This is a genomic window from Cognatishimia activa (genome assembly GCF_026016445.1).
Classification (GTDB): domain Bacteria; phylum Pseudomonadota; class Alphaproteobacteria; order Rhodobacterales; family Rhodobacteraceae; genus Cognatishimia; species Cognatishimia activa_B.
Genome location: NZ_CP096147.1, coordinates 1,673,665 through 1,696,212 on the forward strand (window position 1 = coordinate 1,673,665; position 22,548 = coordinate 1,696,212).

Annotated in this window: 25 protein-coding genes; 10 read left to right on the top strand and 15 right to left on the bottom strand. The window is 53.9% G+C overall.

Annotation, left to right across the window (positions count from 1 at the left end; all coding sequences use genetic code 11):
- Nucleotides 1-801 carry a phenylalanine 4-monooxygenase gene (gene phhA / locus M0D42_RS08315; RefSeq protein ID WP_265018152.1) on the bottom strand — a complete coding sequence of 267 codons (801 nt, stop codon included), beginning with the start codon at nucleotides 799-801 and terminating at the stop codon, nucleotides 1-3.
- Nucleotides 802-922: 121 nt separating this feature from the next.
- Between phhA and M0D42_RS08320 the strand changes: the two genes are divergently transcribed.
- The 4 genes from M0D42_RS08320 to M0D42_RS08335 all read left to right on the top strand — a co-directional run bounded on the left by M0D42_RS08320 (nucleotide 923) and on the right by M0D42_RS08335 (nucleotide 4,087).
- Nucleotides 923-1,381 carry an Lrp/AsnC family transcriptional regulator gene (locus M0D42_RS08320; RefSeq protein WP_265018153.1) on the top strand — a complete coding sequence of 153 codons (459 nt, stop codon included), beginning with the start codon at nucleotides 923-925 and terminating at the stop codon, nucleotides 1,379-1,381.
- Between the two features lie 72 nt (nucleotides 1,382-1,453).
- Nucleotides 1,454-2,620, top strand: a complete 1,167-nt coding sequence (locus M0D42_RS08325; protein WP_265018154.1) for an alpha-hydroxy acid oxidase — start codon at nucleotides 1,454-1,456, stop codon at nucleotides 2,618-2,620.
- Nucleotides 2,621-2,695: 75 nt separating this feature from the next.
- Nucleotides 2,696-3,307, top strand: coding sequence for a sulfotransferase family 2 domain-containing protein (locus M0D42_RS08330; protein ID WP_265018155.1), 612 nt, complete (start codon nucleotides 2,696-2,698; stop codon nucleotides 3,305-3,307).
- Nucleotides 3,308-3,424: 117 nt separating this feature from the next.
- Entirely contained in the window at nucleotides 3,425-4,087 is a 663-nt protein-coding gene (locus M0D42_RS08335; protein WP_265018156.1) for a 50S ribosomal protein L25/general stress protein Ctc, read from the top strand.
- Between the two features lie 112 nt (nucleotides 4,088-4,199).
- On the opposite strand, the gene M0D42_RS08340 is transcribed toward M0D42_RS08335, so the two are convergent.
- Together M0D42_RS08340 and M0D42_RS08345 are read right to left on the bottom strand one after the other, a co-directional pair.
- Nucleotides 4,200-5,270: a CobW family GTP-binding protein gene (locus tag M0D42_RS08340; RefSeq protein ID WP_265018157.1), complete on the bottom strand. Its 1,071-nt coding sequence runs from the start codon at nucleotides 5,268-5,270 to the stop codon at nucleotides 4,200-4,202.
- A gap of 92 nt (nucleotides 5,271-5,362) precedes the next feature.
- The gene (locus tag M0D42_RS08345) at nucleotides 5,363-6,058 is read right to left on the bottom strand and encodes an FkbM family methyltransferase (RefSeq protein WP_265018158.1); all 696 of its coding nucleotides are present in this window, start codon (nucleotides 6,056-6,058) and stop codon (nucleotides 5,363-5,365) included.
- 119 nt (nucleotides 6,059-6,177) lie between these two features.
- On the opposite strand from M0D42_RS08345, the gene pth reads away from it, so the two are divergent.
- Together pth and M0D42_RS08355 are read left to right on the top strand one after the other, a co-directional pair.
- Complete coding sequence (gene pth, locus M0D42_RS08350; protein WP_265018159.1) at nucleotides 6,178-6,858, top strand: aminoacyl-tRNA hydrolase; 681 nt, start codon at nucleotides 6,178-6,180, stop codon at nucleotides 6,856-6,858.
- A gap of 15 nt (nucleotides 6,859-6,873) precedes the next feature.
- A complete protein-coding gene (locus tag M0D42_RS08355; RefSeq protein WP_265018160.1) occupies nucleotides 6,874-7,245 on the top strand; it encodes a DUF2237 family protein in 372 nt (123 codons plus the stop codon).
- On the opposite strand, the gene M0D42_RS08360 is transcribed toward M0D42_RS08355, so the two are convergent.
- From M0D42_RS08360 to M0D42_RS08370, 3 genes are all read right to left on the bottom strand, one after another.
- Nucleotides 7,242-7,721 (bottom strand): helix-turn-helix transcriptional regulator, encoded by a 480-nt coding sequence (locus tag M0D42_RS08360; RefSeq protein WP_265018161.1) that lies wholly within the window; start codon nucleotides 7,719-7,721, stop codon nucleotides 7,242-7,244. The two genes, M0D42_RS08355 and M0D42_RS08360, sit on opposite strands and share 4 nt — an antisense overlap.
- A gap of 35 nt (nucleotides 7,722-7,756) precedes the next feature.
- Nucleotides 7,757-8,131: a PepSY domain-containing protein gene (locus M0D42_RS08365; RefSeq protein WP_265018162.1), complete on the bottom strand. Its 375-nt coding sequence runs from the start codon at nucleotides 8,129-8,131 to the stop codon at nucleotides 7,757-7,759.
- 117 nt (nucleotides 8,132-8,248) lie between these two features.
- Complete coding sequence (locus tag M0D42_RS08370; RefSeq protein WP_265018163.1) at nucleotides 8,249-8,620, bottom strand: hypothetical protein; 372 nt, start codon at nucleotides 8,618-8,620, stop codon at nucleotides 8,249-8,251.
- Between the two features lie 374 nt (nucleotides 8,621-8,994).
- Between M0D42_RS08370 and M0D42_RS08375 the strand changes: the two genes are divergently transcribed.
- The gene (locus tag M0D42_RS08375) at nucleotides 8,995-9,303 is read left to right on the top strand and encodes a hypothetical protein (protein ID WP_265018164.1); all 309 of its coding nucleotides are present in this window, start codon (nucleotides 8,995-8,997) and stop codon (nucleotides 9,301-9,303) included.
- A 32-nt stretch (nucleotides 9,304-9,335) separates the two neighbouring features.
- Here the strand turns inward: M0D42_RS08375 and trpB are convergent, their stop codons facing one another.
- The 4 genes from trpB to ihfB form a co-directional block, all read right to left on the bottom strand.
- Nucleotides 9,336-10,589: a tryptophan synthase subunit beta gene (trpB, locus tag M0D42_RS08380; RefSeq protein WP_265018165.1), complete on the bottom strand. Its 1,254-nt coding sequence runs from the start codon at nucleotides 10,587-10,589 to the stop codon at nucleotides 9,336-9,338.
- A 69-nt stretch (nucleotides 10,590-10,658) separates the two neighbouring features.
- Nucleotides 10,659-11,318 carry a phosphoribosylanthranilate isomerase gene (locus M0D42_RS08385; RefSeq protein WP_265018166.1) on the bottom strand — a complete coding sequence of 220 codons (660 nt, stop codon included), beginning with the start codon at nucleotides 11,316-11,318 and terminating at the stop codon, nucleotides 10,659-10,661.
- A 65-nt stretch (nucleotides 11,319-11,383) separates the two neighbouring features.
- A complete protein-coding gene (locus tag M0D42_RS08390; RefSeq protein ID WP_265018167.1) occupies nucleotides 11,384-11,734 on the bottom strand; it encodes a LapA family protein in 351 nt (116 codons plus the stop codon).
- The gene (gene ihfB, locus M0D42_RS08395) at nucleotides 11,735-12,019 is read right to left on the bottom strand and encodes an integration host factor subunit beta (RefSeq protein ID WP_058315462.1); all 285 of its coding nucleotides are present in this window, start codon (nucleotides 12,017-12,019) and stop codon (nucleotides 11,735-11,737) included.
- Between the two features lie 320 nt (nucleotides 12,020-12,339).
- Here ihfB and M0D42_RS08400 point away from each other — a divergent pair, with 320 nt between their 5' ends.
- Nucleotides 12,340-13,722 carry an aldehyde dehydrogenase family protein gene (locus M0D42_RS08400; RefSeq protein ID WP_265018168.1) on the top strand — a complete coding sequence of 461 codons (1,383 nt, stop codon included), beginning with the start codon at nucleotides 12,340-12,342 and terminating at the stop codon, nucleotides 13,720-13,722.
- A 5-nt stretch (nucleotides 13,723-13,727) separates the two neighbouring features.
- Here the strand turns inward: M0D42_RS08400 and M0D42_RS08405 are convergent, their stop codons facing one another.
- The gene (locus M0D42_RS08405; protein ID WP_265018169.1) at nucleotides 13,728-15,686 is read right to left on the bottom strand and encodes a DEAD/DEAH box helicase; all 1,959 of its coding nucleotides are present in this window, start codon (nucleotides 15,684-15,686) and stop codon (nucleotides 13,728-13,730) included.
- A 140-nt stretch (nucleotides 15,687-15,826) separates the two neighbouring features.
- On the bottom strand, nucleotides 15,827-17,503 hold the full coding sequence (gene rpsA / locus M0D42_RS08410) for a 30S ribosomal protein S1 (RefSeq protein ID WP_265018170.1): 1,677 nt from the start codon (nucleotides 17,501-17,503) through the stop codon (nucleotides 15,827-15,829).
- A gap of 332 nt (nucleotides 17,504-17,835) precedes the next feature.
- On the opposite strand from rpsA, the gene M0D42_RS08415 reads away from it, so the two are divergent.
- Both M0D42_RS08415 and M0D42_RS08420 read left to right on the top strand, forming a co-directional pair.
- Nucleotides 17,836-19,158 (top strand): hypothetical protein, encoded by a 1,323-nt coding sequence (locus tag M0D42_RS08415; RefSeq protein WP_265018171.1) that lies wholly within the window; start codon nucleotides 17,836-17,838, stop codon nucleotides 19,156-19,158.
- A gap of 14 nt (nucleotides 19,159-19,172) precedes the next feature.
- The gene (locus M0D42_RS08420; RefSeq protein WP_265018172.1) at nucleotides 19,173-19,586 is read left to right on the top strand and encodes a GNAT family N-acetyltransferase; all 414 of its coding nucleotides are present in this window, start codon (nucleotides 19,173-19,175) and stop codon (nucleotides 19,584-19,586) included.
- Nucleotides 19,587-19,590: 4 nt separating this feature from the next.
- On the opposite strand, the gene cmk is transcribed toward M0D42_RS08420, so the two are convergent.
- From cmk to trmB, 3 genes are all read right to left on the bottom strand, one after another.
- Nucleotides 19,591-20,211: a (d)CMP kinase gene (gene cmk, locus M0D42_RS08425; RefSeq protein WP_265018173.1), complete on the bottom strand. Its 621-nt coding sequence runs from the start codon at nucleotides 20,209-20,211 to the stop codon at nucleotides 19,591-19,593.
- Nucleotides 20,204-21,556: a 3-phosphoshikimate 1-carboxyvinyltransferase gene (gene aroA / locus M0D42_RS08430; protein ID WP_265018174.1), complete on the bottom strand. Its 1,353-nt coding sequence runs from the start codon at nucleotides 21,554-21,556 to the stop codon at nucleotides 20,204-20,206. The genes cmk and aroA overlap by 8 nt, the downstream gene beginning before the upstream one ends.
- 166 nt (nucleotides 21,557-21,722) lie before the next feature.
- Nucleotides 21,723-22,454: a tRNA (guanosine(46)-N7)-methyltransferase TrmB gene (trmB, locus tag M0D42_RS08435; protein ID WP_265018175.1), complete on the bottom strand. Its 732-nt coding sequence runs from the start codon at nucleotides 22,452-22,454 to the stop codon at nucleotides 21,723-21,725.
- Between the last annotated feature and the right edge of the window lie 94 nt (nucleotides 22,455-22,548).

Sequence of the window (22,548 nt, forward strand, 5' to 3'; positions counted from 1 at the left end):
TTAAGATGCCTTCTTTTCAACAGGTGGATATGTCGGAGCAAACAACCCTTTCGCTTGTGCGGCCTTGATATCGACCATCAGATCGCGATCGGCTGCCGCAAAGAGTTCATCCATATCTTCGATCACAAAATAGATCGGCTGATGGATATCGATGCGATACGGCGTGCGCAGGATGTCTTCGATATTAAAGGGCCGGATAACAGGGTCACCGGACAGAACCGCATGCGGCAACTCTGTCTTGGATGAGGCCAGCCCCGAACCAAGCGCCTTCAATTGGCCGTTCTCACGGGTCAAGCCAAACTCGATGGTGAACCAGTAAAGGCGGATCAGCCAGCTGAAGTCTTTCTTATCTGCCTTCAGTCCTGCCCTGCCTATCGCGTGGGAAAACTCCGCGAACCGCGCGTCAGTCAGCAACGGCGTGTGCCCAAAGATCTCGTGGAAAATATCGGGTTCTTCAATGTAATCAAAATCCTCGCGCGAGCGAATAAAGCTCGCCGCTGGAAATGTGCGATCCGAAAGCATGCCGTAGAATTTATCAAAGCCAATCAACGCAGGTACCGGCTCTACCCTCCACCCGGTTTCACGCATCAGTACCGCTGAAATATCTGGGCATTGCGGGACCTTATCCTTAGGCATTGCAAGCTTTTCTAACCCCTCAAGATAGGGCTTTGCCATATGTGCCTGCACTGCGTTTTCTTGGGCGAGATAAAGATCACGCCACACGGCATCTTCTTCAGGGGTGTAGGAAATATACCCCTCAGCATCGGGGATTTTCGCAACGTATTTGGTGGATTTTGGCATCTATTCGCTCCTCTCACCCCATTTTTTGTGGCCTCGCGCGGAAAAACTTGCCGTATTTGTTGGAGAAATCACCTTTCTGGGTAATTATTTCCCCAATCCACATACTTTAAGGAACTTTCATTTGAAACTGGAAGAGAAAGACAAAGAAATCCTTCGCGTCCTGCAAAGGGACGGTAAAATCAGCCTCCAAGCACTGGCAGAGGCGGTGAACCTTTCCACCTCACCCTGCTGGCGGCGAGTGAAGCGCCTAGAAGAAAGCGGGCTGATTGATAGCTACGCGGCAATTTTAAACCCGCGCCTGCTGGGGCTGCACGCCCAGGCCTATATGCATGTCTCGCTGATGGATCACACGGAGGCCACGATCGAAGCGTTTGATCGCTTTGTGCAAACCGAAGACCAGATCACAGAATGCTGTTCGATTACGGGCTCCAATGACTACATGCTGAAGGTCGTCGCGGAAGGGCCCGAGGCACTTGAAGCCTTCATCATGAAGCGTGTGTTGCGTCTGGGGATCGTCCGCTCTTCTCACACCAATTTCGTGCTCAGACGGACAAAATCCAGCAGCGCACTGCCTGTTTGACGCAGATTTGACGCTTGACACGTCAAATTTTGACGATATTGGTAAATTCAAATTACCAATATGAGGTATTTCATGCCTGTCATCACCAATGTCGACGATCTAAAGCGCATCTACAAACGTCGTGTGCCGAAGATGTTTTACGACTACGCCGAGTCTGGCAGCTACACCGAGCAAACCTTCCGCGAGAACACTTCAGACTTTGATTTGCTACGCCTACGCCAACGTGTGGCAGTCGACATGACCGGACGGTCTACAGCCTCACAGATGATCGGTCAGGATGTGTCCTTGCCCGTCGCGCTTGCGCCGGTCGGACTAACCGGCATGCAATCTGCTGATGGAGAAATCAAAGCAGCCCGTGCCGCTGAAAAATTTGGTGTGCCCTATACGCTTTCCACCATGTCGATCTGCTCTATAGAAGATGTGGCTGAGCACACTGAAAAACCCTTTTGGATGCAGGTCTACACCTTGAAAGACGATGATTTCATGCGTCGGTTATTTGATCGAGCAAAAGACGCAAAATGCTCCGCAGCCGTAATTACCGTTGATCTTCAAGTGCTTGGCCAACGTCACAAGGATGTCAAAAACGGGCTATCTGCCCCACCCAAGCCGACACTTGCAAACATGTTGAATCTCGCAACCAAGGTCCCCTGGGGGCTTGAAATGCTGGGCACAAAGCGTCGCTTCTTTGGCAATATTGTCGGCCACGCCAAAGGGGTGAGCGACCCATCTTCTCTCTCTGATTGGACAGCTTCGCAGTTTGATCAGGCGTTGAATTGGGACCGTATCCGCGAGTTCCGCAAAATGTGGGATGGGCCGTTGATCATCAAAGGCATCATTGACCCGCGCGACGCCCTAGAAGCACTGAACGTTGGGGCTGACGCGATCATCGTCTCCAACCATGGTGGTCGGCAGCTTGACGGCGCACTCTCCTCAATTCGTGCCTTGCCCGCCATCATGGACGCGGTCGGTGATAAAATCGAAGTGCATCTGGACAGCGGCATTCGCTCTGGCCAGGACATCCTGAAGGCCGTCGCCATGGGCGCCAAAGGCACCTACATCGGCCGCGCCTATGTCTACGGGCTTGGTGCTATGGGTGAAGCGGGCGTCGCCAGGTGCCTTGAAGTGATGCAAAAAGAGTTCGATATCTCAATGGCGCTTTGTGGCCGTACATCTGTGGACGCGCTTGACCGCGACATCCTCATGATCCCTGAAAGTTTTGAGGGGAATTGGGTGAAATAATCCCTCCCTTTCCACTTTGACATGCTCGGCGCTGCGGGTGATATTCCTACCAACAAAGCAGCACCGAGCATACATTTGCAGATATATTTCAAACAGAACCTCGCTTTTCTCGCGGTCCCGAAAACCGGAACAACTGCCTATGAGCTTGCGTTACGCAACGAGGCTGACATTGTCTTCGCGAAGCGTCGCAAACATATGACCGCAGGTCAGTTTGAAAGACGCATGATGCCGTTCCTCAGCGAGTTCTATGACCTGAAGCCAGAACGCATGGCGATCATGCGAGATCCGATTGAGCAGATCCGAAGCTGGTTCCGCTATCGCACGGACCCGAAGCGCAAAAACCGCACCGAAGGTCTGACGTTTGACGAATTCGTTCTGGCCACAATGCAAGACCCTGAACCACCCTTCGCAGCGATCGGCAGCCAATATGGGTTCCTGACCATGGTGGATGGCACTCAACCGATCGAACATCTCTTTGCTTATGAATCCCAGCGCGTGGTGCGTGGATGGCTTGAGGAACGTTTTGAGAAACATCTGAAGTTTCCAATCAAAAACGTCTCTCCAGAGGCTCCCACCCCGCTTTCCCCTGAAGTCGAAACAAAACTGCGCGAGGCCCGCGCCCCTGAATTTGCGCTATATGACCGGATTTTGCAGGCTGGTGGCCATCTGAAGCCGTTAGAAAGCTAATTTCACCTCAAAAGGTGATTTTCCATCTTTCCAGTATGGCGAATCTGCGCTATGGGCCGGGCTTCACGCGGGGTTACAGCCTTGGAGGAACCCCGCCCTAACTTTTGGAGAATTATTATGGCTGGACAGATCCCTGATCTTAACGTCGAAATCCGTACGGGGACAGGCAAGGGCGCCGCTCGTCAAGCACGTCGCGATGGCTTTGTACCTGGTGTTGTATATGGCGGCGACGCTGAACCACAGGCAATCCAAATTCCTTTCAACATTCTGCTGAAGAAACTGAAAGACGGACAATTCCTGAGCACTCTCTTCAACCTGAAGATCGAAGGCCAAGAAGACGTTCGTGTGATCTGCCGTAACGTGCAGCGCCACGTTGTTAAAGACCTGCCGACACACCTGGACCTGCTGCGTCTGAAGCGTACTTCCAAGATCAACCTCTTCATCCCTGTAGAGTTTGTGAACGAAGAAGAAGCACCTGGCATCAAAAAAGGTGGCGTTCTGACCGTCGTACGTAACGAAGTTGAGCTGAACGTAACTGCAGGCGATATCCCAGAGAAAATCGTCGTGGACATGGCCGGTGCGGAAGTTGGTGACACATTCACTATTTCCGGTGTTGAGCTGCCAGCAGGCGCGAAACCAACCATCGACCGTGACTTCGTGATCGGCAACATCTCTGCGCCATCCGCGCTGCGTTCCGAAGACGACGATGCAGACGGCGAAGCAACCGAGGCGGAAGCAGCAGAAGCACCAGCAGCAGAAGAGGCAGCAGCAGAGGAATAATCCTCGCTACGCATTCTGTGCTAAAATTAGAAACGCGGCTCTTTTCAGAGCCGCGTTTTTCGTTTGTTCATGAGCTGAATAATAAGCCGGGTCAGGTTGCTGATACCCATAATCAAGCGCTGGCGGTGTGTTTGGCCAATGCATCGAGATTGCCTTGAAGCTCTGACTGAGGAATGTCGCGTGCAATGATGACAACGCGAGAGGTCTGATCGCCTTCAGGCCAGTCTTTCACCAGTACTGGTGGGTCAAATACATTCTGCACCCCATGGAAGACGAAGGGATTTGGAATACCCTCCAAAAAGACGATGCCCTTAACACGTAAAAGGTTCGGCCCCTTACGACGCACCAGATCATTCAACCAATCATCAAAACCCTGATCGGTGACAGGTGTATCAATGATGATCGACGCCGTTTCGATGCGCGCATCGTGCGGAGAAAACTGTGCAGCAGGCTTGGGGGATGTTCCAAAGCCTGAAAGATTGGCGAGCGGATCAGGTTTTGGTTGCCCAGCCCCCGCTGCGACGGGCGCAACCCAAGAGATCGCATTTGCGGCCTGCACATTGCGCTTCAAACCGCTCAGGCCCCAAATCTGATCCGAAATATTTTTTCCCCGCACTGCCGGTACGATGCGCGCCGTCGCGTTCAATCCGCGCAGCCGTGCTTCAAGGGCGATGATCTGATCGTAATCAATCAGATCGGTTTTACTGAGAATAACCAAATCTGCCATGGCAACTTGAGAGACCGCTTCAAATTGCGCATCAAGCGTCGCCGGGCCATTGGCTGCGTCTACCACGGTGACAACGCCGTCCACCCGCGTAGCATCCGAAACCGCACGCTCAACCAGCATTGTTTGCAGGATCGGTCCGGGATCTGCCAGACCTGTTGTTTCAATCACGATGCGACTGAAATCAAACTCTCCTGATGTCCGTCGCGCTAGAAGTTGTGTGATGGTCTCTGAAAGCTCTCCGCGCACTGTGCAGCAGAGGCAGCCAGAAGACAGAAGCACAACGTCATCCGTCGAAATTTCCATCAGGTCGTGATCAAGACCAACTTCCCCGAACTCGTTGACGATAACCGCGATACGCTCACCCGCTTCATCAGTGAGCAAACGGTTCAGCAGAGTGGTTTTACCAGCCCCGAGAAATCCTGTGAGAAGGGTGACGGGAATGCGCGAGTCTTCCAAGAAAGCTCTCCATGAATGACGAGATGATTGGCGATCGTGTGGGCTACAACTATGTTATAAAATAACAGCACTCAATGGGCCATTGAGTAGATTTATGCACGCATAAACCCAAGTGTGCGTCCACGTGATGTAACGGGATCATAGGTCAGACCGCTTTCTGACATACAATCCACGATCTCTTTGATTGTGGTGTTTTCGTATTTCTTTGGATGCAGTTCCAACACAACAAAGCGCACAAAAGATGGCCATGGCTTTTTGAACAGATCTGCTTCGCCGCCTTCTACGTCCAACATGACGAAACGCGGCCGCACCTCCATCAGCAAAGGCCGGATACGGTAGGCCGGCACAGAGATCATGTCTTGCCGCTTTTCACCAACCGACAGCGTCGAGCCTCCCCAAAACAGCCCGCCAGCGCGGAAATTAACCGTCTCTAAATGATGCCCGTTACCAACAACCGCGCCATGCTCCAAAAGAACATCTCCACACCCGTTTCGCATGAGGTTTGCGCGGGCTGCAGAAATCATCTTGGGATTGGCTTCAAGGCTCACAACATTTGCTGGCCCGGCCATTTTCGCGCAAACGGAGCTGACGTAGCCTAGCCCAGCTCCGACTTCCAGAACCTGCATACCAGGCTTCACACGCATGCGCGCGGCATGAGCCTCTTGGCCCTCGTAGTCACCTGAGGCAATTTTGCGTTCGATGGCTGTACCCTGAAGCCAGTCAGGAACCTCAATTTGAATGTCATGAAGCGTATAGACTGTCATGCCTGCCCCGGTTTTTTGCAGCATTGTTAAATCATCACCGTGGCGACGCAACCATCAATGATGATTGAAAAAACCTTTCTCCGCGCCTAGGTTCTGCGCGACACGCCATTGCGCGAAACGCGCATCAAATTAAGGCAATTGGAATGAAACTCTTCGTTGGCCTCGGCAATCCCGGCCCCAAATACGCAGGTAACCGCCATAACATCGGCTTCATGGCGCTGGATCGGCTTGCCGAAGATCACGGATTTGCCCCCTGGCGCAAGAAGTTTCAGGGCCAAGTGTCTGAAGGCAAGTTTGGCGGCGAAAAAGTTGTTTTGCTCAAGCCTGAGACATTCATGAACCTCTCAGGCCAATCCGTGGGCGAGGCCATGCGGTTTTATAAGCTTGAGAGCACAGACGTTACCGTTTTTCATGATGAGCTTGATCTTGCCCCCGGAAAATGCCGTGTGAAATCCGGCGGAGGGCATGCCGGTCACAATGGTCTGCGCTCTATTCACCAGCATCTGGGGCCGCATTACGATCGCGTGCGTTTGGGGATCGGTCATCCGGGCCACAAAGATGCGGTCGCTGGCTACGTGCTGCGCGATTTTGCGAAGGCCGACCAAGAATGGCTCGACGACCTGATCCGTGGTATCTCTGATGGGGCACCCCATCTGGCTGCGGATGATGCTGGAAAATTCATGAATGCGGTGGCGCTGCGTGTCGCGCCGCCTCGCTCTTCGACCAGCCAGCCAAAGAAAAAGCCAGCGCAGAATGCGGCGCCAGAACCCGAACCGGTAGATGACCGGACGCCAATGCAGAAACTGATGGACAAGTTCCGCTAGTCAAGGAAGCGTACCATGCAGAAAGACCCTGAAGTAAACGTCTTAGGAGACAAGCTGGAGCCCTGCTCTACTGACCCTGTGACAGGGTATTTTCGCGATGGTCATTGCAATACCTGTGATGCGGATACGGGCAGCCACACAGTCTGTGCAGTTATGACGGCCGAGTTTCTCGCCTATTCCAAATACGTAGGAAATGACCTCTCAACGCCACGGCCTGATTTTGGTTTTGCGGGGCTGAAGCCCGGCGACAGCTGGTGCCTTTGCGCCTCGCGTTTTCTGCAGGCCCACGATGAGGGGTGTGCACCCAAGGTGCATCTTGCGGCCACCCACGGACGCGCTTTGGAAATTGTGCCGCTGCGGATTTTGCAGGAACACTCAGCAGGTTAATCTTCGATCAGGTCTTCAATGAAGAGGCTCAAGAGTTGGCTCCGGCCACTCACACCAGCCTTGCGGTATATCGCGTTGCTCTGCGCTTTCACGGTGCCTTCTGATGTCTCGCGCACAGCAGCGATCTCAGAAACCGAAAGGCCTTTCAAAGAAAATAACGCGACATCCCGTTCCGCATTGGTGAGCGACCATTGCTCAAACCGCTCCTCAAGGTGCTCATGAAACGCAGATTGCACCTGACGCAGGCTTTCCTCGGCCTTGGCCTGCTGTCTCTGCGCTGTTCTAAGCGCCACAAAGGCAAAGCTTGTGCCCAGAACCAGACCCACAGCAGCACCAATCTCTAGCAACTCGCGCAGACGCCAGCTGATCGGCGCAGTACGTCCGCCAAATATTGTTAATACGATCTCTGAAACAAAAAAGAGTGCGCAGCCGATCTGAATGACAGCCAGAAGCAGCAAAAGATGTTTTTTATCCAATGGGCTTCCCCACGATCTGAATAAAAGACATTTGGCTATTCAGAGTCATCATCATCTTCCTCTTCTTCGCCATCGTCATCTTCACTATCGTCCTCTTCGCCTTCTTCTTCCTCGTCTTCATCCTCATCTTCATCGTCGTCCTCGTCTTCTCCGTCCGAGAACAAGCCCCCTTCTTCCACAAGATAATCTCTGAGAACCTCGCCGGTGCTGCGATTGATCACGATCTCGCGGTCAACATCACCCTTTTCAGCTTCGATCCGAATGCGCCCCAGCCAGGTACGCTCCATTTCGATACTGGTGTAGCCCTCCGCCCTAAGCTGGCTCACGATGCGATCTACATGCGGATTGGCAAAGGCTGGTGTTGCCAGAACGGCGCTCAGGGTAGCTGCGAGTATCAGTCGATGTTGCATAGTGCCTCCATTGGCAATGGCCGGTCCGTGCTTTCGGGGGATGCAACGCGGACCAGCCTGAGGATAAACAGGACTAGACTGGGAAATTCAAGGCGGAGCCCTGTTACCCTATTCTAGTTAGTCGTCATCTTCATCGTCTTCGTCGTCATCTTCGTCGTCGTCATCTTCATCCTCATCATCTTCATCCTCGTCGTCCTCATCTTCAAGGTCATCTTCATCCTCTTCATCACGCTCATCTTCGTCATCTTCGTCGACGCGTTCTTCTTCGGTTTCCAGCAGTTCTTCGGTGGAGCTGTCGTAGGTGAATTCATATTCGGTATCGCCGAGCACGGCTTCGATGATGATAGTATCTCCATCAGTTTCGACTTCGATGTCCGTGTATCCATTCGCGACGAGGTCGGCGACAATCGGATCCGTAAAGCTTTGCGCATTAGACTGCGTGGCAAAACCCAATGCGATAGCGGCAGTTGTAACGAGTAGTTTTTTCATTTGTTTCTCCGATGTGTTTGGCGCCAGCAGGCTCGCTGGCTGTGAGAAACAGATGCGGTAGGATCGGGAATTTCTCTATTGAGCGCAGGTTTATGCGGGCAAAGATCAACGAAATGAGGATGGGCATAAACCAGAGTTTATGGCTGAAAAGCCTGTTAACTTAATAAAACTGCCGAATTCCGCGACTTTGCCTCAATTCCGCCAACAATCAATGTGAGACTTCACTCAGGAAACGCGCATACAAAAGTCAGTTTATAAACCTGAGGCATATTATGCGAGTTGAAGCGAAACGGAATAAATACAAACCGAAGTCATTTTGGCAGACTTGTGAAGAGCTCTGGCACGCCGTCAGTGATGACACCCCACCAGATCCAATGAGCGAGCAATTACTTCTGAATGCGCGCAAAATGGGCATTCGTGAAAACGCCGCACATCAAATGCAGTCCATGGGTAAGCTATTTGGGCTAAGCGCGCAGATGTTGCAAAAACCCGATGATCGCGCTCTGCGCATCATGCGAAAATGTGATGATTGCAAGATGGCAGGGCATTGTTTTGTTGATCGACGGGGCAGACCTGATGCCGAAGCACATATCTCCCCGCAATCCTGCCCGAACTTCCCAGAATATCAAAGCATGGCCCGCGACATTGGAAGTCGGACTGCGATCAGGAACAAACTGGTCTAAAGAAAAAGGCGGGCCCTGCCCGCCTTTCTGACTTACTCAAACACACGCCCTTCAGGGCCGGACATATCAAACCCCAGATGTCGGGCGACGGTGAAGATGTCTTTGTCACCGCGACCGCACATGTTCATGACCAGGATATGGTCTTTCGGCAGAGTTGGCGCCAGTTTCATCACATGGGCCAAGGCGTGGCTTGGTTCCAGCGCAGGAATGATGCCTTCAGTGCGGCAGGCAAACTGGAATGCCTCCAGCGCTTCTTTGTCGGTGATCGACACGTATTTCGCGCGACCAATTTCATGCAGCCATGCGTGTTCGGGACCAATGCCCGGATAGTCGAGACCAGCTGAGATCGAGAAGCCTTCAAGGATCTGGCCGTCATCGTCTTGCAGCAAATAGGTACGGTTTCCGTGCAGCACGCCAGGGCGACCACCGGTCAGGGAGGCGCAATGCTCCATCTTCTGGTTCACACCTTTACCGCCAGCTTCGACACCGATGATATTGACGCTGTCGTCGTCCAAGAACGGGAAGAAGAGACCCATTGCGTTGGACCCTCCACCGATCGCAGCAATCACGGTATCCGGCAAACGGCCTTCGCCTTCTTGCTCCGCCAGCTGAGAACGAACCTCTTTGCCGATGATGGCCTGGAAGTCGCGCACCATGGCTGGGTATGGGTGTGGGCCTGCTACAGTGCCGATGCAGTAGAAGGTGTCGGCAACATTGGTCACCCAGTCACGCAGTGCGTCGTTCATCGCGTCTTTCAACGTGCCTCGACCAGAAGTCACTGGCACAACCTCTGCACCCAAAAGGCGCATGCGGAAGACGTTTGGAGCCTGACGTTCAACATCATGCGCACCCATGTAGACCACGCATTTCAGACCGAACTTCGCACAGACCGTTGCCGTCGCAACGCCGTGCTGGCCTGCACCAGTCTCCGCGATAATGCGGGTCTTGCCCATGCGTTTCGCCAGAATGATCTGCCCCAGCACGTTGTTGATCTTATGCGCGCCAGTGTGGTTCAGCTCGTCCCGCTTGAGGTAAATCTTGGCCCCGCCAAGCTCCTCAGTCATGCGCGGTGCGAAATACAGAGGGCTTGGGCGACCTACATAGTGTTTCCACAGGTCATCCATTTCGGCCCAGAAGGTCGGATCGTCTTTGGCTTTTTCGTATTCCGCCTCGAGATCCAGGATCAGCGGCATCAGGGTTTCAGACACGAAACGCCCGCCGAAATCACCAAAACGGCCCTTCTCGTCGGGACCATTCATGAAGCTGTTGAAAAGATCGTTGGCCATGGATGCCTCATTTACTCATCGTTACCGATTGTCTTAGGGCGATTGGCAGGAAACTTCCATGCCTAAGTGCTACGAAAGTTTCGGCGCAGGCTCATCTTGTGCAGCTTTGATAAAGGCGCGGATTAAGTCTGGGTCTTTCACGCCCGGCGCGCTTTCAACACCTGAGGAGATATCCACTTGTTTTGCGCCCGTCATCTGAACTGCCAAGGCAACGTTGTCAGGCGTCAGCCCCCCAGCCAGCATCCAAGGCTTTGGCCAGAACTTGCGTTTCACCAGCCTCCAGTCAAAGGCCAGACCATTGCCACCTGGCAGGTCCGCATCTTTCGGCGCTTTGGCGTCGACCAACAGTTGATCAGCAACCTCGCCGTAAAGATCGATCTGAGCGGTATCCGCTTCGTCAGCAATGCCTATCGCCTTCATGACAGGCAGACCTGTGCGCGCTTTGACCTCTGCCACGCGCTCTGGCGTTTCTTTGCCGTGTAGCTGCAATATGTCGATGGGCACCTGCGCAAGTAACTCATCGATAAAAGCATCATCCGCATTCACGATCAGAGCAACTTTGGCGAGCCCCGCTGGGGTCTCAAGCGCGAGATCGCGCGCTTGGGAAACACTGACATTACGTGGGGATTTTTCAAAGAAAACAAAGCCAACATGGCTCGCGCCAGCCTCCGCCGCGATCTGAATATGGGCCGGATCTTTAAGCCCACAGATTTTGACGCGTGTTTTCATTTCAATTCCCCAAAAACAAAACGCCCCGGAAACGTCCGAGGCGCTGCATCAGACTCGCAGTCGGTTTAACTGGCTTCATCCAGAAGCGCCAGCACCTCGTCTTTGTCCTCTTCGCTCTTGCCTTTCAGGCGGCGCACTTCGCGTTTGGTTTGCTGAAGTTCGCGCTCTGCACGGCCAGCCGCCGCGCGGATTTTATATTCGCGCATCCATTCCCAAACAAAGCCGATCAGAAGCCCCGCGATGATGCTGCCCAGAATGACAACAAAGAGCGGCAGTGAGATGGAGTAGTGCATTCCCAGTAGCTGTGCCAAAGGCTCTGGCAGAAGGTTCAATGTCACCATGCCCCGATTGGCAAGGGCAACAGAAATCAGAACCACGCCCAGCGTGGCCAAGAATGCATAGCGAATGTAGCGCATTTAGGCTTTCCCGTTCAGACGATCCCGTAGGAGTTTCCCTGTCTTAAAGAACGGAACGTGTTTTTCTTCAACTGCGACAGATTCACCAGTGCGCGGATTGCGGCCCACACGAGCGTCGCGTTGCTTGACCGAAAAGGCCCCAAAACCACGCAGTTCAACGCGGTCGCCACGAGACATGGCCTCGGTGATTTCGTCAAAAATAGTATTCACAATACGCTCAACATCACGCTGATAAAGATGCGGGTTTTCGTCGGCGATTTTTTGAATGAGTTCCGATCGGATCATCGATGTCCACTCCCCAGGGAATTTGTTTTTTTATTCGAGCATCGAAGACGACTATAGGCAAATTGCCAAAGAACGGAAACATTAACTGGATTTCAAACTCGGCAAACCTCTGATTTCCTACAAAAATACCGATCAATGGGGCAATTTAGGCGAACCTGCGCCGATTGAAGACCTATACTTCTGCGCACGCAAAGAATGCTGCAGAGCAGCATAAACCAACGATTCGGCCTTATTGCATTCGCGGTTTACGCAACGGGACCGATGTACAATCCGAGTGCAAAAGCCATGGTGACATTAGGAATCCAAGGCAAAGGATCGTCATGCTGACAGAGACTCCAGCAAGCAAGGTGAATGCGTTGAGGCGCTGTTTTGAAGGCGGAGAGACCCGCCCGATCGCCTGGAGGCAAAAGCAACTCGCGGCTTTGGAAAGTATGCTGCGAGACAATGAAGCCGCGATTTTTGAGGCGATGGCGACCGATCTCAGCAAATCACAGACTGAAACCTATGCCACAGAAATCGGCCTGCTCTATTCTGAAATCCGTCACGCGCGTCGGCATTTGAAATCCTGGATGAAAGCCCAACGCGTTTCGACAGGGTTGCACAATTTGCCAGGGAAAGCCTGGACTAAGCCAGAACCGCTAGGCGTGGTTCTGATTATCGCCCCATGGAACTACCCTTTGATGCTCGCTTTGAGCCCGCTGATCGGAGCATTGGCGGCAGGAAACTGCGCCCTGATAAAACCCTCTGAAATGACGCCTTCTGTCTCTCGGCTTCTGGCCGAAATGGTTGCTCGCTCGTTTTCCAGGTCCGTGGTGCAAGTTGTGGAAGGTGGCGTGGAAGAAACCACGCAGCTTCTGAGGGAGCGTTTCGATCATATCTTTTTCACCGGCAGCGAGGCTGTCGGCCGGATCGTGATGCGTGCTGCGAGTGAGCATCTGACTCCGATCACCCTCGAACTTGGCGGCAAATGCCCCTGTATATTGACTTCCTCTGCAGACATCAAAGTGGCGGCGCGACGTATAGCTTGGGGCAAGACGCTGAATGCAGGCCAGACCTGTGTCGCGCCGGATTATCTTATTGCGCTGCCTGGCACATCGGAAGTTTTTAAGCGAGAATTCACACGCCAAATCAAAAGCTTCTTTGGCGAAGATAGCCAAAACAGCAAAAGCTATCCTCGCATAGTGAATGATCAACATTTTGATCGGTTGGCGCGTATGCTTTCTGAAGAAAGTATTTCTTATGGCGGTCAGTCGGATCGTGAGGATCGGTTTATTGCGCCAACGCTCCTAGAAAATCTACCAGTCGACGCGCCTGCCCTGACCGATGAAATCTTTGGCCCGATATTGCCGGTCATAGAGGTTGCAGACCTTAAAGAAGCCATTGACCACATCAATGCGCGGCCCAAACCCCTGTCACTATACCTCTTCAGCAACGACACCGATGAACAGCGGCGCGTGGCAGAGGCGACAAGATCAGGAACGATGCTCATCAACGATGTTGTTATGCAGTTTGGCACAACAACTGTTCCATTTGGCGGTGTTGGCAGTAGCGGTATGGGCCAATCCCATGGCAAGGCGTCCTTTGACGCCTTCAGCCATCACAAATCGATCATGCGCAAGCCGTTTTGGGGCGAAGTGAAACTTCGCTACGCCCCATATACCAAGCGCCAAGAACGCCTGATCCGGTTGCTATTCGGTAGGTAACGCCTTTAGCCGCGTTGTCGGCGTGGACGTGCATTCCCACCTTTATCCGCAGCACGCGCCGCTGCACGCGCCTTGTTCTTCTTGCTATTCGGCTTGCCTTTGGGCGGTGGTGGCCCTTTAGGTTTGTTGCTCTTGGGCTTTCCAGCCTTGGAACTGCGATCTTTCCAAGCTTCCTCGTCACGCGGCTTGTAAGGTTTTTCCTCACGTGGTTTTGCTGCTGCCGCGTCACCACCCTTACGGTGTGGTTTCTTGGCAGATTTGTCATCCAGCGGATCAAACCGCTTGCCGCCTGGCTTTTTGAATTTCGGGGGGCCTTCGCGTTTTGGTCCACGGTCATCAAATTTGCGGCTTTTGAAACCACGATTTGGACGATCGGAGCGTTCCGGGCGTTCGAGGTTTGGCTCACCCTCTACCTTTTCGATCTTGGCGTCTTCGACCTTATGATCAGGGCCAATCGATTTCAGGAATCCATCAACACTGGTTTCCAGAATCTGCACATAGGTTTCGTTTTCCTGAATGCGGATCGCGCCCAGATCGTCTTTGGTCAGATTGCCTGCCTTACAAAGCATCGGCAGCAGGCGGCGTACCTCTGCACCGGCTACACGACCGCCAGAGACAGAGAACCAGACGGATTTGCCAAAGTCCTCTTTGCGGCGAGGTTTGGCTTCGGCGAAGGCATTCAGTTCTTCCGGGGCTGAACGAGACAGCTGACGCAGGCGCAGGTAGGCCGCGGCCAGTTGCTCTGCAGAGAAGGCTTCGGTCAGCTTGTCCACACCTTCGCGTTCGCTTTCGTTCACCGGTGTAGTCCATGCCTCATCAGCCAGCATACGCTCTTCTTCGCGGGCAGAGACTTCTTCCGCTGTCGGCGCCCCACCCCATTCGGCGTTCAGCTTCGCCATTTTGAGAATGCGATTGGCTTTGTTGGCGGACCGTTTGGTAACGATCAAAGCAGAGGTGCCTTTGCGCCCTGCCCGGCCTGTGCGGCCAGAACGGTGCAACAGGGTTTCATGGCTACCCGGCAGTTCGGCATGCACCACAAGATCAAGGTTCGGCAGGTCGATTCCGTGCGCGGCCACATCGGTTGCCACGCAGATATTCGCACGCCCGTCGCGCATCGCTTGCAGCGCGTTTGTGCGCTCTGCTTGGGTCAGCTCGCCAGACAGGCACACAACCCGAAGCCCACGGTTCGACAAACGTGTCGTCAGACGGTTTACAGTTGCGCGGGTGTTGCCAAACACAATGGCATTTGGCGCATCGTAATAAAGCAGCGTGTTGATGACGGCGTTTTCCACGTCACGCTCAACCACATTCATCGCGCGGTATTCAATATCTGCGTGTTGTTTGGTCTCGGACTTCACCACAACGCGGATCGCGTCTTTTTGATAGTTCTTCGCCAGAGCCGTGATCATCTTTGGAACCGTGGCAGAGAACAAAAGCGTCTGGCGGTCTTCCGGGCATTCGCCCAGAATGAATTCCAGATCTTCACGGAAGCCAAGATCGAGCATCTCATCGGCTTCATCCAGTACCACGGCGCGCACGTTGGACAGATCAATCGCGCCCTTTTCGATGTGATCGCGCAGACGACCCGGAGTGGCGACAACGATATGTGTGCCGCGATCCAAGTTGCGGCGTTCTGTGCGGATGTCCATGCCGCCGACGGTAGAGGCCAAAATGGCTCCTGCTTTGGCATAGAGCCACGCCAGCTCGCGTTTCACCTGAAGGGCCAACTCGCGGGTTGGAGCGATCACCAAGGCCAAAGGCGCTTCGGCGCGCTCAAAACGTTCGCCTTCGCCAAGCAATGTTGGCGCGATAGCCAGACCGAAACCGATGGTTTTACCAGACCCGGTCTGTGCAGAGACCAACAGGTCTTTGCCCGCATATTCGTCGCTGATGACAGCCTGTTGTACAGGCGTCAGGGTTTCATAGCCGCGATCATCTAACGCGTCTTGCAGGGCTTGTTTCACTATAGGTCTTCTCTTTGTGTAGGGTGTCTGCGCGTTGCACAGGAAGATCATTCGCCGACCACCGACACGAGACCTTCAATAAGAAAGGCCCCGCCCGGTGGGCGAGGCCAATATTTGCTTTAGCCCTAAGGCCAGTCGACTTATTCGTCGCCCTTCAGAGCTGCGCCCAGGATATCACCCAGGGATGCGCCGGAGTCAGAGGAACCGTACTGTTCAACTGCTTCCTTCTCTTCTGCGATCTCACGTGCCTTGATGGACAGACCCAGACGACGTGTCTTGCTGTCTACATTGGTCACGCGTACGTCGACTTTGTCGCCAACGTTGAAGCGCTCTGGACGCTGGTCTGCACGGTCACGTGCCAGGTCGGAGCGGCGGATGAAGGACTTCATGCCTTCGTATTCCACTTCAACACCGCCATCTTCGATCGCGGTCACTTCAACAGTTACGATAGAGCCACGCTTCACGCCGCCAACTGCGTCAGCGAACTTGTCGCCGCCCAGTGCTTTGATGGAGAGAGAGATACGCTCTTTTTCAACGTCAACTTCGGACACAACCGCTTTGACGACGTCGCCTTTGCGGTAGTTCTGGATCGCGTCTTCGCCACGCTCGTCCCAAGAGATGTCGGACAGGTGAACCATGCCGTCGATGTCGCCTGGCAGGCCGATGAACAGACCGAATTCGGTGATGTTCTTAACTTCGCCTTCGACTTCTGTGTTCTCTGGGTGAGATTCAGCGAATACTTCCCATGGGTTGCGCATGGTCTGCTTGAGACCAAGGGATACGCGGCGCTTCGCACCGTCGATTTCCAGAACCATGACTTCGACTTCCTGAGACGTAGAAACGATCTTGCCTGGGTGTACGTTTTTCTTGGTCCAAGACATCTCGGACACGTGCACCAGACCTTCAACACCGGCTTCCAGCTCAACAAATGCACCGTAGTCGGTGATGTTGGTGACGCGACCAGTGTGGACAGATTCCAGTGGGTATTTCGCTGCAACCAGATCCCATGGATCTTCCATCAGCTGTTTCATGCCCAAGGAGATACGATGTGTCTCTTTGTTGATCTTGATGACCTGAACCTTAACGGTTTCACCGATTGTCAGGATCTCAGATGGGTGGTTCACACGGCGCCATGCCATGTCGGTGACGTGCAGCAGGCCGTCAACGCCGCCCAGGTCAACGAATGCACCGTATTCAGTGATGTTCTTAACAACACCGTCAACCGCATCGCCTTCTGCCAGCTTGCCGATAACCTCAGCACGTTGTTCTGCGCGAGACTCTTCCAGGATCGCACGACGGGAGACAACGATGTTGCCACGGCGACGGTCCATTTTCAGGATTTGGAATGGCTGCTTCAGACCCATCAGTGGGCCCGCGTCACGTACTGGACGTACGTCAACTTGGGAACCAGGCAAGAACGCAACCGCGCCGCCCAGATCAACAGTGAAGCCACCTTTAACGCGGCCGAAGATCGCGCCTTCAACGCGTGCATCGTCTGCGTATGCTTTTTCCAGGCGATCCCATGCTTCTTCGCGACGTGCCATCTCACGGGAGATAACCGCTTCGCCACGAGCGTTTTCAGCTGCGCGCAGGTCGACTTCTACCTCGTCTCCAACAGAAACTTCAGGAGCTTCGCCAGGGTTTGCGAATTCTTTAAGATCAACGCGGCCTTCCATTTTGTAGCCTACGTCGATGATGGCCTGACCCGCTTCAATCGCGATGATCTTGCCTTTTACAACGGAACCCTCTTCTGGGGTGTCCATTTCGAAGCTCTCGTTCAACAGTGCTTCGAATTCTTCCATAGATGTCATTGCCATGTGGCGTACATATCCTTTGTAAGTTTTCTGGCCGAGCGGTTGTCTCCGCCGGTCTTAGTTTCGTTACATCCAAAACCGCATCTAAGGCGTTGCAAACACAGGTGAAAACAAACAAACAACAAGGGCCGAAGGTTTCCCTTGGGCCCTGCTCACCAGATTTGCGACTCTTAACGGTCGTCAGACAGGCGCGCGTATATGCCGAACAGGCCTTGTTTGCAAGCCCTTCAACGCAATCACAGTTCTGTAAAGACGTTGCAATAAAAGGCGGATTACGGCGCTGCTATGTCATAGTGCCCGCAACACATCTCTAACAATACCCTCGGAGACATCTCATGCGGCACCCTTTACGCTCACTTCTGGTTACATTGGCCACAACGCTGATATTGGCGGCCCCAGTAGCAGCGCAGGACGTCTTGGAACGCGCAGACCCCCTTTTGAATCGCATGGCCGAGATCGATACGCTTTTGCAGAACTCCCGAACAACTAGCGACCAAAAGCGTGTTGCGCTGCAAGATTTGATGCGCGTACGCGATGAGCTGGATACGCTATATTCACAGACCAGAAACCCCGAGTATCGCGCACGTTTGACGCGATGGAGGAATTCGGCATCTCAAATAAACAACGACAACGGGGGCCCTCTTCAGCGTATTGTCTCTCCTGCTGAACGCCGTGCGGATCCGAATGACCAGGATCGTCAGGTTAACTTCACCCCAAGCGCTTTGCCGAGCTACGATGGGCCAGATAGTCTTGAACATGTTGCCCTGCGCAATCTCATCGACAATTTGCAGGCAGAACTCAGCATTCATAGCGTCGATGTACCTTCTGGTATCATCAAAAAGGATCTGCACATCTGGGATGGCACCTATAACAGCCTGCTGCGCGAAGCCATTTATCGTCAGGAACAGCTGATTTTTAATCGAGGAGGCACCTTCACTGATGGCGAACGCGACAGTCTGCAACAGGCCTTTGAGACATTTGAGGTCATCAAGGGCCATCTTGCAGATGCGGACGCCACAGATGAAGTCGCTCGCGATCTTCGCAGGCGCATGGGTGACGTCGAACGTGCCTATGTTGTGCAGCAACACGGCCTAGCCCAAGGCGGAAACGCGAACAACACATGGAAAACCGAATGGTTGCAAAGCGCTTATCTGAAAATGGTCTACGCTGCGCTTGGTGCTGAACTTGTTGACGTCGACAGGGAATATTCAGCTTCGGTTCGGCAGGCCTTAGAATTGGCGGGGCCCGCAGAAGAGGATTTGCTGGCCGTCTATCATAGCCGCATGCAGCGTGGGCGGGACGACATCGCAAGAGACATGCCAGATGGCCAAGAATTTCAAGTGCTGCCAGCGCGCGGAAACGTCATGCGCAAAGAAATCGACGAGTGGTTGATGAGCGAGTTCTTTGAGCAGATGAACCATCCGCTATACTCCGATGAAAAATCAGCAGAGCAGTTCAAAGGTCAGATCGACGGCATTCTTCTGGGCATGCAAAACGGGGAGATGTCAGATTCAGCAGCCGTGGCTGCTCTGCGCGATACACGCGATGAAATGACCCGCCAGAAGCCCTATAGAAACAAACGCGATGATCTGATTAAAGAGATCAATCGCACCAATAAAGAGATCGACAATATTCTCTACAAAAAAAGCAAGAACTAGGCTGCATCCGATTTATGAGTTTCCAAATTAAATCTGTTGGCGCCGAAGACACACTCCCCCTTCGCCAGCAGGTGTTGTGGCCTGATCACCCGATTGCCCAGTCTCAGGTCGATGGGGACGAGGACGCGCTGCACTTCGGTGGCTATCTTGATAAAAAGCTTGTCTGTGTTGCGTCTTTGTTTTGGGAAGAACCCGGCATCCGCCTGCGCAAATTTGCAACGGACCCTGCATTCCAAGGACAGGGCATCGGCACCAAAATGCTTTCCCATCTGCTTAAGGAAGCCCAAGCCAACGGTGCCGAAACCTTCTGGTTTGACGCCCGCGAAAGCGCGCTGCCTTTTTATGAACGCAACGGCTATTCCCCTGAAGGGGAACGCTTTTTCAAAGGTGACATCCCCTATCGCCGCATCGCGCGCGCGCTGGGTTAACCCATTAGTGAGCGGTTTTATCCATGATCGCCTGCAACGCCTTTGCCACAGCCGCGTCGATATCCAGCTCCGACGTATCAATCAAAACCGCATCCTCTGCGGGCTTTAACGGCGCCTCGGCGCGGTTCATATCGCGCTCGTCCCGCGCTTTGACATCCGCCAGTACATCATCGCGGGTCACGTCGTGACCTGAAGCTGACAGTTCAAGATAGCGCCGCTCAGCACGTACTTCAGCGGAGGCTGTCACAAAGAGTTTCACCTCAGCATTGGGGCAAATCACCGTGCCAATATCACGGCCATCCAAAACCGCCCCGCCCAGACGCCGTGCAAAGGCGCGCTGGAAGTCAACCAATGCCGCCCGAACTTCTGCGATCACGGCCACTTTAGACGCGGATTGCGCCACTTCCGGAGTGCGCAGGTTGCCTGCCTCCAAGTCTTCAGCTGTCAAAGAGGTCGCAGCGTCAACCGCCTCAGCTCCCGCCAATACCTTTGCTCCGACCGCACGATAGAGAAGGCCTGTATCAAGGTGTGCAAAGCCCAACTCTCTGGCCACAGCCTTGGAAATTGTACCCTTTCCCGCGGCCGCCGGACCATCAATCGCAATGGTGACTCGTGTTTCAACCATTGGTTCGCACCAATTGCGCACCCAGATCACCCATCAGGCTTTCAAAGATCGGGAAAGAGGTCGCGATTGGGCCACCGTCATCCACGCTGACAGGCTTTTGCGTGGCCATGCCCAAGACCATAAAGCTCATCGCAATGCGGTGATCCAAAACACTCTCGCAAGTGGCGCCACCTGGTACATTACCATGACCCAGGCCTTTAACGATCCACCAATCATCACCCTCTTCGACGTCAACACCGTTCAGGCGCAGGCCCTTCGCCATCGCATCGATGCGGTCAGATTCCTTCACGCGTAATTCCTTAACACCCTTCATCACGGTGTCGCCTTCCGCGAAGGAGGCCACAACGGAAAGCACAGGGTATTCGTCAATCATGCTTGCAGCGCGCGCCGGATCAACTTCGATGCCTTTCAGGTCTGGAGAGAACTTCGCGCGCAGATCAGCCACGGGCTCGCCACCCTCTTCACGCTCGTTTTCAAAGGTCAGGTCCGCGCCCATTTCTTTAAGCGTGGTGAAAAGCCCCGCGCGTGTTGGGTTGAGGCCAATATTTGGCACAAGCACGTCGGATCCCGGCGTGATGATGGCTGCACAAACCGGGAAAGCCGCAGAAGACGGGTCACGTGGCACCACAATGTTCTGCGCCTTAAGTTCAGGCTGCCCAGTCAGGGTAATAACGCGACCTTCGTCGGTCTCTTCCACTGTCAATTCTGCGCCAAAACCCTGCAACATGCGCTCTGTGTGATCGCGCGTTGCTTCTTTTTCGATGACCACGGTTTTGCCCGGCACGTTCAGACCTGCAAGTAGAACCGCAGATTTCACCTGCGCGGATGGCATTGGCACCTCATAGCGCACAGGGATCGGATCTGCAGCGCCCACGATCGTCATCGGCAGACGCCCACCTGAACGCCCTACCGACTGAGCACCAAACAATGCAATTGGGTCTGTCACCCGCGCCATCGGGCGTTTGTTCAGGGATGCATCTCCTGTAAAAGTCGCAGAAATACCCGTGGTTGCCATGCACCCCATGATCAGTCGCACGCCCGTGCCAGAATTGCCGCAATCGATCACGTTCTCAGGCTCAGCAAACCCCCCAACGCCCACACCATGCACGGTCCATTCTCCGCCGCCGTGTTCAATGACTTCTGCGCCAAAGGCGCGCATCGCCTTCGCAGTGTCGATCACATCCTCGCCCTCCAGAAGGCCGGTAATGTGGGTCTCTCCCACAGAAAGGGCTCCGAGGATCAGGGAGCGGTGCGAAATCGACTTGTCGCCCGGCACATTGGCCTCGCCTTTCAGAGGGCCACAGGGGCGGGATGTCATTGGAATGGGGGTGCCGTGGCCAGACATAAGCGCTATCCTCGAAGTATCTTTACAAGGCTGTTAGCGCAGAAGGTCAGCAAGGTCCATGGGGCAAGGCGGTGATCAGAAAGATCACCGTATTTTCTTTTTGGCAAAAAATACCTTGGGGTGAATTGGCGGCACGCCAAGAGGGGCAAAGCCCCCTTCACATCACTTAGCCAAGTCGCCGGAATGTTAAATAATGCGGTGTCCGACCTTCGCGCAGGGCTTTTTGTTCGTAGCGCGTGGAAATCCAATCATCCCAGGGATGGCGCCAGTCATCTGGACGCTCGGCCAGCCATTCAAAGCCAGCCTTAGGCACCTCTTCCAAGGTCTGGCGCACATAGTCTTCAATATCCGTCGCCACGCGGAAAATTGCACCGGGTTGCATGACTTTAGCCAAAGGCTCCAGATGTTCTGGCGTGACAAAGCGACGACGATGGTGGCGCTTCTTTGGCCATGGATCAGGATAGAGTAAAAATGCTTTGGAGATCGATTGTTCTGGAAGCACATCAAACATATCGCGCGCATCCCCCGGGTGTACTTTGATGTTTTCAGCTTCCGCGTCGCGGATTTTACCGAGCAACATAGCCACACCGTTGATATATGGTTCACAGCCGATGAACCCGACATCCGGGTTGCTCACGGCCTGATGTACCATGTGCTCACCGCCGCCAAACCCGACTTCCAGCCAGACGTCTTTACCACCAAAAAGCGCATTCAGATCGATCTTTTCGCGATCTGGATTCACGTCCCAATCGACCGCACCCGGTGAGAGTTTGGCGAGGTCTTCATCCAGATAGGCTTCTTGAGACTTCCGCAGCCCCTTGCCTTTGAAGCGGCCGTAAAAGTTACGCCATGGAGCGCCAGATGGATGTGTGTCGCTTTGCTTTGGGTCGTCAGACATGATGGGCCTCTCTCAGGTGGCGCTCATCTGCCGTATGGCAACTGATTGGTCAAGGCCACGATAGGTTCCTATAACGAAAAAGCGCGGCCACTTG